At 67.0% G+C, this 12,318-nt stretch carries 12 protein-coding genes and 1 pseudogene; 2 read left to right on the forward strand and 11 right to left on the reverse strand.

The features are described from left to right. Positions 1-150: 150 nt before the first annotated feature. The 10 genes from F3H32_RS14870 to ffh form a co-directional block, all read right to left on the reverse strand. A complete protein-coding gene (locus tag F3H32_RS14870) occupies positions 151-1,278 on the reverse strand; it encodes an efflux RND transporter periplasmic adaptor subunit (protein WP_223191481.1) in 1,128 nt (375 codons plus the stop codon). A 99-nt stretch (positions 1,279-1,377) separates the two neighbouring features. Next, positions 1,378-2,160 (reverse strand): division plane positioning ATPase MipZ, encoded by a 783-nt coding sequence (locus F3H32_RS14875; RefSeq protein ID WP_149766520.1) that lies wholly within the window; start codon positions 2,158-2,160, stop codon positions 1,378-1,380. Between the two features lie 239 nt (positions 2,161-2,399). Then, positions 2,400-2,621, reverse strand: coding sequence for a 50S ribosomal protein L31 (gene rpmE, locus F3H32_RS14880; protein ID WP_115755019.1), 222 nt, complete (start codon positions 2,619-2,621; stop codon positions 2,400-2,402). 11 nt (positions 2,622-2,632) lie between these two features. Continuing rightward, positions 2,633-3,013: a 50S ribosomal protein L19 gene (rplS, locus tag F3H32_RS14885; RefSeq protein WP_115755020.1), complete on the reverse strand. Its 381-nt coding sequence runs from the start codon at positions 3,011-3,013 to the stop codon at positions 2,633-2,635. A 2-nt stretch (positions 3,014-3,015) separates the two neighbouring features. Beyond that, on the reverse strand, positions 3,016-3,879 hold the full coding sequence (trmD, locus tag F3H32_RS14890; protein WP_149766521.1) for a tRNA (guanosine(37)-N1)-methyltransferase TrmD: 864 nt from the start codon (positions 3,877-3,879) through the stop codon (positions 3,016-3,018). Beyond that, complete coding sequence (gene rimM, locus F3H32_RS14895; protein ID WP_149766522.1) at positions 3,876-4,376, reverse strand: ribosome maturation factor RimM; 501 nt, start codon at positions 4,374-4,376, stop codon at positions 3,876-3,878. Before rimM ends, trmD begins: the two co-directional genes overlap by 4 nt. Continuing rightward, positions 4,376-4,750 carry a 30S ribosomal protein S16 gene (rpsP, locus tag F3H32_RS14900; protein WP_149766523.1) on the reverse strand — a complete coding sequence of 125 codons (375 nt, stop codon included), beginning with the start codon at positions 4,748-4,750 and terminating at the stop codon, positions 4,376-4,378. The genes rimM and rpsP overlap by 1 nt, the downstream gene beginning before the upstream one ends. Positions 4,751-4,796: 46 nt before the next feature. Continuing rightward, the gene (locus F3H32_RS14905; protein WP_115755024.1) at positions 4,797-5,093 is read right to left on the reverse strand and encodes a chorismate mutase; all 297 of its coding nucleotides are present in this window, start codon (positions 5,091-5,093) and stop codon (positions 4,797-4,799) included. A gap of 54 nt (positions 5,094-5,147) precedes the next feature. Beyond that, a complete protein-coding gene (locus F3H32_RS14910) occupies positions 5,148-5,690 on the reverse strand; it encodes a GNAT family N-acetyltransferase (protein WP_149766524.1) in 543 nt (180 codons plus the stop codon). Positions 5,691-5,694: 4 nt separating this feature from the next. Further along, a complete protein-coding gene (ffh, locus tag F3H32_RS14915) occupies positions 5,695-7,191 on the reverse strand; it encodes a signal recognition particle protein (protein ID WP_115755026.1) in 1,497 nt (498 codons plus the stop codon). Between the two features lie 370 nt (positions 7,192-7,561). Here ffh and F3H32_RS14920 point away from each other — a divergent pair. Next, positions 7,562-8,466: pseudogene (locus F3H32_RS14920) on the forward strand (DMT family transporter). Between the two features lie 99 nt (positions 8,467-8,565). Here the strand turns inward: F3H32_RS14920 and F3H32_RS14925 are convergent. Next, entirely contained in the window at positions 8,566-10,524 is a 1,959-nt protein-coding gene (locus F3H32_RS14925) for a protein meaA (RefSeq protein ID WP_149766525.1), read from the reverse strand. Between the two features lie 286 nt (positions 10,525-10,810). Here F3H32_RS14925 and ccrA point away from each other — a divergent pair, with 286 nt between their 5' ends. Further along, complete coding sequence (gene ccrA, locus F3H32_RS14930) at positions 10,811-12,100, forward strand: crotonyl-CoA carboxylase/reductase (protein WP_149766526.1); 1,290 nt, start codon at positions 10,811-10,813, stop codon at positions 12,098-12,100. Positions 12,101-12,318 lie beyond the last annotated feature (218 nt).

Consider the following 12,318-nt stretch of genomic DNA (forward strand, 5'->3'; position numbering starts at 1 on the left):
TAGCGGGCAGGTTCGGGCTTGCTCATGGCAGGCTCTTAACCCACCGGATTCACGCCGTGAATCCCGGAAGCTCATGAGTTCTGCAACAACGCTGCACGAGGAAGACCGCGATGGGCGGCACCGGATGGCGTATGGAAAGGGCCGAGAAATTCATGGCGCGGCCTGCACCTGGTCGCCGCTGCGAAAGAAGGCGCCGGCGCGGGCCACGACCGCCTCGCCGGCCTCGACGCCCTCCAGGATCTCGCGCCGGCCCTGCCAGATCTGCCCGGCGCGGACCTCGCGCGTGTCGATCCGGCCGTCCTTGACCACCTGCACCCGTTCGCCCGAGGCGTCTGCCAGCACGGCCGAGGCCGGCACCGTCACCGCCTGCCGCCGGTCGGTGATGACCCAGCCGCTGGCGAAAAGCCCCGGCCGCAACCCCGGCACGGGGTCCAGCGCGATCCGCGCCTGACCCAGCCGCGTCACCGGATCGACCGCGGCCGGGGACAGGCGCAACCGGCCCTGGACCCGGCCCAGGCCCGCAACCTCGATCTCGGCCGCGTCGCCCGGTTGCAACTGGCTCAGGGCGGTTTCGATCACGTCGGCCTCAAGTTCGACCTCGCCGGCGGCGATCAGGGTGAACAACGGCTCGCCACCGGGAATGGCCCCCAGCCGCGCGCTGCGCGCGACCACCACGCCCGCGACCGGCGCGGTGATGCGGGCATGGTCCAGGTTCAGCCGGGCAATGCGCCGCGCCGCATGGGCCTGGGCCAGGGCCGCGCGCGCCACCCCCAGCCCGTCGGACGCCGAGGCCAGCGCCGCCCGCGCCGAAGCCTCGGTCGCGATGGCCTGGTCCAGCACCGCCTGGCTGGCATTGCCGCTTTGCCGCAGGCTGCGGGTGCGCTCCAGCACCGCGACCGCCTGGGTCAGGCTGGCATCGGCGCTGGCGATCTGGCTTTCGGCCTGGCTGATCCCGGCTTCGGCGCGCTGATATTCGGCCTCGGCCTGGGCCAGTTCCGCCGACAGCACGTCTTCGGACAGGCGCGCCAGCACCTGCCCCGCCGTCACGCTGTCGCCGACCTCGGCCTCGATCCCGGTGATTTCGTGCCCCGACACCAGGGCGTGGACCTGAACCTCCTGCCGGGCGACCAGCGAGCCCGAGACCGGCACCCGCGCCTCGATCCAGCCGCGCTCGGCCTGGGCCAGCGTCACCACCGGCCGTTCGGCGGGCGCGGCCCCTTGGGCGGTTTCGGCCAGGGCCGGCGCCATTCCCGACAAGGACAGGGCAAGCATCGCCATGATTCCGGTAAGCCGGCCGCTTGCCGCCATCATCCCCTCCAATCAAACCTGCGGCGCAACATAATGGCGCCCATCCCCGGCAACAATGCCGGCCGGGCTTCAGAAGGAAACGCTGACGCCGGGTAGATTCAACTCTCCGACCAGGTCCCGCAGTTCCTGCCGGGCGGCGATATTGGACATGTTAAGCTGTTCCGTGCCGATATCCTTGAGATCCAGCAGCGTCAGGCCGCGCGGGAACAGTTCGCGAAAGATCACCCGTTCGGAAAAACCGGGTGCGACGCGAAAGCCGATACGCCGGGACAAAGCGGTCAAGGCGCCGCCGACCTTGCGCTTGTTGTGCATGGCCTGCGTGCCCAGCCGGTTGCGCAGCACCAGCCAGTCGATCGGCCCCGCCCCCGCCTCGCCGCGCAATTGCCGGGCCGACCAGACCATCTCGGCATAGATCGAGGGGCCAAGGATCCTGCCCTCGGGCGACAGCCGGGCCAAAAGGTCGAAATCGACGAAACTGTCATTCATCGGCGTGACCAGCGTATCGGCCAGCGTATGCGCCATCTGGCTAAGCCGGGTATGCGAGCCGGGACAGTCCAGCAGGATGAAATCGCATTCCGATTCGAGCGTGGAAACCGCCTGCGACAGCGGGTCGGGACCGCCGGGGCTTTCCGGCTCCAGCAGGCCCAGGATCGGCATGGGCAGCTCTAGCCCCTCGCGCCGGGCAAAGGCGGCGCGGTTTTCCAGGTAGCGGCCAAAGCTGCGCTGGCGCAGGTCCAGGTCCAATGCGCCGACCCGGTGGCCCATGCGCGCCAGCGCGGTCGCCACATGCATCGAGGTCGTGGACTTGCCCGAACCGCCCTTTTCATTCCCGACGACGATGATATGCGCCATGAATCCCCCCGCCCTGCCGGCCTGCGGACCATAGGGCCAGGCCGGCGGCTTGAAAAGCGCCCAGGCGCGGCGGATCCGGCTTTTCCGGGCGGCAGGCGGCCCCGTCAAGCTTTTGTTGCGGCTTCATTCTTTCAGCGCGGCAGCGGGGTGGTCGGGGCATCTGCGGCGGGGCGGGCTACCGCAAACGAAAAACGCCGCCCTGCGGGGGGCGGCGTTCGCATCTGCGGCTGGTGGCTGGATCAGAAGCCCAGGCCCGCATATTTGTTCTTGAACTTCGACACGCGGCCGCCGGTGTCCATCAGCTTGGCCGAGCCGCCGGTCCAGGCGGGATGGACGCTGGGGTCGATGTCCAGCGACATGGTGTCGCCTTCCTTGCCCCAGGTCGAGCGCACCTGATAGGTGGTGCCGTCGGTCATCTTGACCTCGATCAGGTGATAGTCGGGATGGATGTCTGCTTTCATGGCGCGTCTCCTCAGGCCTTGGCTTCGGCTTTGGGCTTGTAGTTGCTGACCTCGGCGATCCGGGCCGACTTGCCGCGGCGGGCGCGCAGGTAATACAGCTTGGCGCGGCGGACGCGGCCGCGGCGCACCACGGTGATCGAGTCGATATTGGTCGAATAAAGCGGGAAGACGCGCTCGACACCCTCGCCGAACGAGATCTTGCGCACGGTGAACGACGCGCCGATGCTGCCGCCCTTGCGCGAGATGACGACGCCTTCGTACATCTGCACGCGGGTGCGGGTGCCTTCGGTCACTTTATAGCCGACGCGGACGGTGTCGCCGGCCTTGAAATCGGGGATATCCTTGCCGAGCGCGGCGATCTGCTCGGCTTCCAACTGGGCGATCAGGTTCATCGCTATGGTTCCTTCGGTTGCTCGCGGTAGTCCCGCGATTGGTCTGATGCGCCCGAGAGCTGTCGGTCCTTTGCCGGGTCCATAGGGGCTTGCCCATATGCCCGCCACAGGTCGGGGCGGCGTTCCTTGGTCAGCCTTTCGGCCATATCGTGTCGCCAATTGGCAATAGCCGCGTGATTGCCGGACAAAAGCACGTCCGGGATCGCGCGGCCTTCCCAAAGGGCGGGCTTCGTATACTGGGGATGTTCCAGCAGGCCGCCATGGTCCGGGGAAAAGGATTCCTCGGCCAGAGAGTCCTGATTCCCCAGCACGCGCGGTATAAGGCGAACCGTCGCGTCGATCAAGACCTGCGCCGCCAGTTCGCCGCCGGTCAGGACATAGTCGCCGATGCTGATCTCTTCGACGCCATGGGCGTCCAGGACGCGCTGGTCCACGCCTTCGAAGCGGCCGCAGATCAGCGTCATGCCGGGACCTTGGGCCAGTTCGCGGGCGCGGGCCTGGGTAAAGGGCCTGCCGCGCGGCGACAGATAGATCACCGGCAGGTCGGCCCCCGCCTCGCGCAGCGCCGCATCCATCACGTCGGCGCGGATCACCATGCCGGCGCCGCCGCCGGCGGGCGTGTCGTCCACGTTGCGGTGCTTGCCGATGCCAAAGGGGCGCAGGTCGATGCTGCGCAGGTTCCACAGCCCCTCGGCCAGCGCCCTTCCCGTCAAGGAAAGTCCCAGAACCCCCGGAAAAGCCTCGGGGAAAAGCGTGACGACCTGGGCGGTCCAGGCGCCCCTGACCTGCGGCTGGGCCATCAGGTCGCGCGGCTGCCGGCTGGCGCGGATCGACAGCCGGCCATGGGATTTCGCGGCGCCGGTCATTCCTGTTCTTCCGGCGGGTCGGCGACGATGCGGCCCGCAGCCAGGTCCACCGTGGGCACGAAGGCGCGGGTAAAGGGCAAAAGCAGCACCCCCCGGCCCGCACCGTGGATCTCCAGGATGTCGCCGGCGCCGTGGTCATAGATCGCGCGGACCTTGCCCAGCAGCGCGCCGCCGGTGTCATGGACCGACAGGCCGATCAGGTCGGCATGATAGAATTCGTCGTCCGGCAGCGCCGGAAGCTTGTCGCGGTCAGCCCAAAGCGTGACGCCCCTAAGCGCCTCGGCCTGTTCGCGCGTCTCGACCCCCGACAGGCGGGCGCCAAGCCCGCCCGTCACCGGCCGCGTCAGGCGGACGGTGAACGAGCGGCTGCCGTCTTCGGTATAAAGCGGGGAATATGCGGCAATATCATCTGGTTGCGAGGTAAAGCTCTTCAGCCTCACCTCGCCCCGGACGCCAAAGGCGCCCGCGATCGCACCGACACAGACCCGCTCGGTCATTATTCCGAAGCGGCTTCTTCGGCCGGGGCGTTGGCGGCGGCTTCGCGCGCGGCGCGCTTTTCGGCGCGTTCCTTGGCGGCCTTGCCCGGTTCGCCCTTCTTCAGGTTCTTGCGCTCGGACTTGTCCTTGATGCCGGCGGCTTCCAGGAAACGGGCGACGCGGTCGGTCGGCTGCGCGCCCTGGGCCAGCCAGTATTGCACCCGCTCGACGTCCATCTTGATGCGGTCTTCGGAATCCTTGGGCAGCAGCGGATTATAGGTGCCCAGCTTTTCCAGGAAGCGGCCGTCGCGCGGCATACGCGAATCGGTCGCGACGATGGCGTAATGGGGGCGTTTCTTGCTGCCACCACGGGCCAGGCGGATTTTCATTGCCATTGGGTCTTCTCCTTTGAATGGCGGGTCGGCGGGGGAACCCCCCGCGTCAGGACTGGAAGGTCTCGTGATGCCGAATCACTTCGGCGATCACGAAGTTCAGGAATTTGCGCGCGAATTCCGGGTCGAGATCGGCCTCGCGCGCGAGGCGTTCCAGCCGCTCGATCTGGTTCGCCTCGCGGGCGGGATCGGACGGAGGAAGGTCGTGTTCGGCCTTGAGGCGGCCGACGGATTGGGTGTGCTTGAAGCGTTCGGCCAGTGTATAGACCAGGATCGCGTCCAGCCGGTCGATGCTGGCGCGGTGGTCGCGCAGCAAGGCCGCGGCACGGGTGGTCGGATCACTCATTCGGGCCTCCAGCGATAGCAATGCGCGGCGCCATGCCGAGACGGGACGCACCGTTCATGCCGCACCTGCGAGAGGATGGCGAAAGACATGCGGCGGCGAACGGTCATCCCCGAAATGCGGCGCCTTGGCCTGCGGGTCGTGCACGGCGCCCAGCCGGCGGGCCAACGCGATCGAACGCGCATTCGCGGGGTCGATATAGCTGACCGGCCGGGACCAGCCGAGCGTGCGCAGCGCGAAATCGCGCGCCGTAAGGACCGCTTCCTGCGCATAGCCCCGGCCCTCCAGCCCGCCGGACCACAGCGTCCAGCCGATCTCATGCTCGGGCCAGCCGTCGGGAAACCACGGCCCGACCGCCCCCAGCCCCAGGTCCGATCCGCGCTCGGTCAGCACGAACATGCCATAGCCGCGCAGCACCCAATGGCCGATGAAATGGCCGAAGGCCCGCCAGGACTGGCCCGGCTGCACCATCGGCCCGCCGACAAAGCCGGCGCGGTCGCTTTCGAAAAAGTCGCGCCATGCCGGCCAGTCGCCGGCCTGCGGGGCGCGCAGGACCAGCCGCTCGGTCGTCAGCACGGGCGTGTCGGCAAGCCGGATCATGCGCTCATTTCTTCCCGAACAGGCCCGACAGCCCGCCGGGCAGGCCCATGCCGCCCAACTGGCCGCCCAGCCCCTTGGGGTCTTGCAGCATCCGCGTCGCCTCGGCCATCTTCTCGGGATCGACATTGGCCATGTCGGGCAGCCCGCCGCCCTTGCCGGTCATGGCGCGCATGGCCTGTTTCAGCATCCCGCCCTTGCCCATCTTGCCCAGCTTCTTCATCGTGTCGGCCATCTGCTTTTGCATCTTCAGCAGCTTGTTCAGTTCCGACACTTCCATGCCCGCGCCGGCGGCGATGCGCTTCTTGCGGCTGGCCTGCAACAGGTCGGGATTGGCGCGTTCCCTTTTCGTCATCGAGTTGATCAGCGCGATCTGACGCTTGATCGCCTTGTCGTCGAAGCCGGCGGCCTCGGCCTGCTTGGCCATCTTGCCCATGCCGGGCATCATGCCCATGATCGACTGCATCCCGCCCATCTTGAGCATCTGCTCAAGCTGGCCGCGCAGGTCGTTCATGTTGAACATGCCCTTCTGGAAGCGCTTCATCATGCGCTCGGCCTGCTCGACCTCCAGCACTTCCTGGGCCTTTTCGACCAGGGCCACGATGTCGCCCATGCCCAGGATGCGGCCGGCGATGCGCTGCGCGTCGAATACCTCCAGCGCGTCCATCTTTTCGCCCAGGCCGACAAAGCGGATCGGCTTGCCGGTCACGGCGCGCATCGACAGCGCAGCACCGCCGCGCCCGTCGCCGTCCATGCGGGTCAGCACCACGCCGGAAATCCCGACCTTGCCGTCGAACTCGGCCGCGACGTTCACGGCATCCTGGCCGGTCAAACCGTCGACGACCAGCAGCGTCTCGCGCGGGCTGGCCACGTCGCGGACCGCCTGCACCTCGTCCATCAGCACTTCGTCGATATGCAGCCGCCCGGCGGTGTCGAGCATATAGACGTCATAGCCGCCCAGGCTGGCCTGCTGCTTGGCGCGCTTCGCGATCTGCACCGCATTCTCGCCCGGCACGATGGGCAGGGTATCGACGCCGATCTGGGTTCCCAGGATCGCCAGCTGCTCCATCGCGGCCGGGCGGTTGGTGTCAAGGGACGCCATCAGCACCCGCTTCTTCTCGCGGTCCTTGAGGCGTTTCGCCAGCTTGGCCGTGGTGGTGGTCTTGCCCGAACCCTGAAGCCCGACCATCAGGATCGGCGCCGGCGGGTTGTCGATGCGCAGCGCGTCGGGCGCATCCTCGCCTTGCAGGACCTTGATCAGCTCGTCATGGACGATCTTGACGACCTGCTGGCCGGGGGTGATCGACTTGGTGACGGCGCTTCCCGCCGCCTTCTGCGTCACCGATTTCACGAAGCTGCGCGCGACGGGCAACGAAACGTCTGCTTCCAGCAGCGCGACGCGCACCTCGCGCATGGCGGCGGCGACATCATCCTCGGACAGCGCGCCCTGCTTGGTCAGCCGGTCGAAGACGCCGCCAAGGCGGTCGGACAGGTTTTCAAACATCGGCGGCCCTCCAATGGTTGCCGTTGCCCCGGATGCGGGACGCGAATAAACAGATACGCCCCCGTGGGCGCAACGCGCTGACGGGGGGCGATCCCCGGACAAGGCGCGGGGACCGGAAGGGCAGACCTTCCGGGAATCCCGGCGTGGATAGGGCCAATGGCCGCCAAAGTCAACCGGGCCGGTTGACCCTGCCCCGGCTTTGGTGGAAATCTCGCGGACCGGAGGCCCGAACCATGACCCATTCCACCCGCCGCTTCCCGGCTTTTCCGTCCGCGGAAACCATCGCCGTCGCCATGGGCCGGCCAGGCCGTCGGCCGGGCGCGGGCGGCGCAAGGCCGGATGACCTGTGCCACGGGCCGCGGCGCCGCTGATGGCCGAGCTTTCGGTGCTGCCCCGAATGCGCCGCGAGGCGCTGCAAGGCCATGCGGCAATGCTGCTGTTTTCGGCCGCGATCGCGGGATCGTTCTCGCTGGGGGCGCGGGCGGCGAACCTGATCGACCCGGCGGCGATCTCGGCGGCGCGCTTTGCCATCGCGGCCGGCGTGGTCGGCGGCCTTGCCATGGCCGGCCCCGGCATCCCGCGCGAAGCCTTTCGCGCGCCCTGGCGCTATCTGCTGCTGGGCGGGCTTTTCGCCGCCTATTTCGTGCTGATGTTCGAGGGGCTCAAGACCGCCCTGCCCGTCTCGGCCGCGGCGGTGTTCACGCTGACGCCGCTGATGTCGGCGGGCTTCGGCTGGCTGTTGATGCGGCAGCGCATGACCGGGCGCATCGCCCTGGCGCTGGGATTGGGGGCGGCGGGGTCGCTTTGGGTGATCTTCGGCGGCGATCCGGCGGCGCTGATGCGGCTGGAATTCGGCCGCGGCGAGGCGATCTACCTGGTCGGCTGCGCGGCCCATGCGCTTTACACGCCGCTGGTGCGCCGGCTGAACCGGGGCGAGAGGCCGATCGTCTCGACCTCGCCACCCTTGCCGCGGGCGGGCTGATCCTGCTTATCTGGGGTGGAAAGGCGATCCTCGACACGGATTGGGCGCATCTGCCGGCCATCGTCTGGGTGACGCTGATCTATGTGGCGATCTTTGCCAGCGCGCTGACCACGGCGCTGGTGCAATTCGCCACCATGCGCCTGCCATCGTCCAAGGTGATGGCCTATACCTATCTGACGCCGGCCTGGGTGATCGGGCTCGAGGCCGCGCTCGCGCAGGGCATGCCGCCGCTGGCCGTGCTGCCTGGGGTGCTGGCGACCATCGCCGCGCTGCTTCTGCTGCTCAGGGACTGACGGCGCGGTTGCGATTTGGGTATTTGGACAACGAAGAAGCCGAGGGCGCGGCGCCGGACTTCTTCGTTGCTCAAATACCCATGCGGCCGTGCCACCGGCTCAGGCGGCCGCTTCCTCGGGCTCGACAAGGGCCACGATGTCCATCATGATCCGGTTCAACTCGAAATCCTTGGGCGTATAGACCCGCGCCACGCCCATCTTCAGCAGCCTTTCCGCATCCTCGTCGGGGATGATGCCGCCGACCATGACCGGAACATGCGCAAGGTCGGCGGCGCGCATCCGCTCCATCAGCTCTTCGATCAGCGGCAGGTGGCTGCCCGACAGGATCGACAGGCCGACGACATGGGCGCCGTCCTCGGCGGCGCGGGCGACGATCTGCTCGGGGGTCAGGCGGATGCCTTCATAGGTGATGTCCATGCCGCAGTCCCGCGCGCGGAAGGCGATCTGCTCGGCGCCGTTGGAATGGCCGTCAAGGCCCGGCTTGCCGACCAGGAACTTCAGCCGCCGGCCAAGGCGCTGGCTGACCGCATCCACCGCCTCGCGGATCGGCTCCAGCCCCTCGGTCCGGTTCGAGGGGCTGGTCGAGACCCCGGTCGGGCCGCGATATTCGCCGTGGACCTGCCGCATGACCGCCGCCCATTCGCCGGTGGTGGCGCCGGCCTTGGCGGCGGCGACGCTGAAGGGCATCACGTTCCGGCCCTGCTGCGCGGCATCGCGCAGCGCGGCCAAGGCGGCCTCGACGGCCGTCTCGTCGCGCGCCTGCCGCCAGGCGTCCAACCTGGCGATCTGGTCCTGCTCGACCGCCGGGTCCACGACCATGATGCCGCCATCGCCCGCCGTCAGCGGCGAGGGCTCGCCCTGCTGCCAGCGGTTGACGCCCACCACCACCGTCTCATTGGCCTCGATGCGGTTCAGCCGCTCGGCATTGGATTCGACCAGCCGCGACTTCATGTATTCGATGGCGGCGATGGCGCCGCCCATCTGGTCCAGCGTCGCCAGTTCGGCGCGGGCGCCGGATTTCAGGTCCTCGACCTTGGCGGCGATCACCGGGTTGCCGTCGAAGAGGTCGCCATATTCCAAGAGGTCCGTCTCATAGGCGACGATCTGCTGCATGCGCAGCGACCATTGCTGGTCCCAGGGACGCGGCAGGCCCAACGCCTCGTTCCAGGCCGGCAATTGCACGGCGCGGGCACGGGCATTCTTGGACAGCGTGACCGCCAGCATCTCCAGCAGGATGCGATAGACGTTGTTTTCCGGCTGCTGCTCGGTCAGGCCCAGGCTGTTGACCTGCACGCCATAGCGGAAGCGGCGGTATTTCGCCTCTTCGATGCCGTAGCGTTCGCGGCAGATCTCGTCCCAAAGCTCGGTAAAGGCGCGCATCTTGCACAGTTCGGTCACGAAGCGGATGCCGGCGTTCACGAAGAAGCTGATGCGGCCGACCATGGCCGGAAAGTCCTGCGGCTCGACCTTGCCGCGCAGATCGTCCAGCACCGCGATGCCGGTCGCCAGCGCATAGGCCAGTTCCTGCTCGGGCGTCGCCCCCGCCTCTTGCAGGTGATAGGAACAGACGTTCATCGGGTTCCATTTCGGCAGGTTCTTCGCCGTATAGGCCGCAACATCGGTGATCATCCGCAGCGAGGGCTTGGGCGGGCAGATATAGGTGCCGCGCGACAGGTATTCCTTGATGATGTCGTTTTGCACCGTGCCTTGCAGCTTGGCGACATCGGCCCCCTGCTCCTCGGCCACGGCGATGTAAAGCGACAGCAGCCAGGGCGCGGTGGCATTGATCGTCATCGAGGTGTTCATCTGTTCCAGCGGGATCTGGTCGAACAGCATCCGCATATCGCCCAGGTGGCAGACGGGGACGCCGACCTTGCCGACCTCGCCCCGCGCCAGGATGTGGTCGCTGTCATAGCCGGTCTGCGTCGGCAGGTCGAAGGCCACCGACAGCCCGGTCTGTCCCTTTGCCAGGTTGCCCCGGTAAAGCGCGTTGGATTTCTCGGCGGTCGAATGGCCGGCATAGGTGCGGAAAAGCCAGGGTTTGTCTTTCTCGGCCACGATCTATCCTCGCAACAATATTACGACTGTGGAAGGGATAGCGTAACAATCATGCCCGGTCAATTCGCCGCGTCGCAGAAAGCGGCCAAGGCCCGAAAACCGGAACCCCGCCGCCAGATACCGGCCTGTGCCGCAGGGGCCGCAGATCCTCACGACATATTATTACAATTAACTGATCTGTGATGTTGCAATGTTGCGCGGCCGATTTTAGAACGGGGCAAGCGACCATACGCTGATTCTGCGCTGCGGCAGAGATGGCGGCGCAACGCACAAGAGGAATGCAAGCATGGCCCTGGACCAACCGACCCCGATCGCGCCCTATGACGCGCCCGAAAAGGATCTTTACGAGATCGGCGAGATGCCGCCCCTGGGCCATGTGCCCAAGAAGATGTATGCCTGGGCCATCCGCCGCGAACGCCATGGCGAACCCGACAAGGCCATGCAGGTCGAGGTGGTCGAGACCCCGCCCATCGACAGCAACGAAGTGCTGGTCCTGGTGATGGCCGCCGGCGTCAACTATAACGGCATCTGGGCCGGGCTTGGCGTGCCGGTCAGTCCCTTTGACGGCCATGGCGCACCCTATCACGTCGCGGGTTCGGACGCGTCGGGGATCATCTGGGCGGTGGGCGACAAGGTCAAGAACTGGAAGGTCGGCGACGAGGTCGTCATCCACTGCAACCAGGACGACGGCAATGACGAGGAATGCAACGGCGGCGACCCGATGTATTCGCCCAGCCAGCGCATCTGGGGCTATGAGACGCCGGATGGCAGCTTTGCGCAATTCACCCGCGTCCAGGCCCAGCAGTTGATGCGCCGCCCGCAACACCTGACCTGGGAAGAATCGGCCTGCTACACGCTGACGCTGGCCACCGCCTATCGCATGCTTTTCGGGCACCAGCCGCACGAGCTGAAGCCGGGCATGAACGTGCTGGTCTGGGGCGCGTCGGGCGGGCTTGGCAGCTTTGCCATCCAGTTGATCAATGCGGCGGGCGCCAACGCGATCGGCGTCATCAGCGACGAGGACAAGCGCGATTTCGTGATGTCGCTGGGCGCCAAGGGCGTCATCAACCGCAAGGACTTCAAGTGCTGGGGGCAGCTACCGACCGTCAACACCCCCGAATACAAGGAATGGTTCAACGAGGCGCGCCGCTTCGGCAAGGCGATCTGGGACTTTACCGGCAAGGGCAACAATGTCGATATCGTCTTCGAACATCCCGGCGAGGCGACGTTCCCGATCAGCACCTTCGTGTGCAAAAAGGGCGGCATGGTGGTGATCTGCGCCGGCACCAGCGGCTTCAACTGCACCTTTGACGTGCGCTACATGTGGATGCACCAGAAGCGCCTGCAAGGGTCGCACTTCGCGCATCTGAAACAGGCGTCGGCCGCCAACAAGCTGATGCTGGAACGCCGCATCGACCCGTGCATGTCCGAGGTCTTTCCCTGGGCCGAGATCCCGGCCGCGCATCTGAAGATGCTGCGCAACGAACACAAGCCCGGCAACATGGCGGTGCTGGTGCAGGCCCCGACGACCGGCCTGCGCACATTCGAGGACGCGCTGGAGGCGGGACGCCGCTGATCCCGACCCTGCGCGCCCTTGGGCCGTCCGGCGAAAAAACCGCCGGGCGGCCTTTTCATGCGCGCCGAAACCGCCGGGCAGAATCCGCGCTGCGCCGTGATATTGCTGGATTTTCCGGCTGTGGCTGCGACATTTCGCCAAAAAATGGGGCGTTCTGCCCGAAAACTGCGCTTTGCCCATTCAAATTGCCTGGACCTTGGGCTAAGGAGCCGTCCGAC

This window comes from Paracoccus thiocyanatus, from assembly GCF_900156255.1.
In the GTDB taxonomy this organism is placed as follows: domain Bacteria; phylum Pseudomonadota; class Alphaproteobacteria; order Rhodobacterales; family Rhodobacteraceae; genus Paracoccus; species Paracoccus thiocyanatus.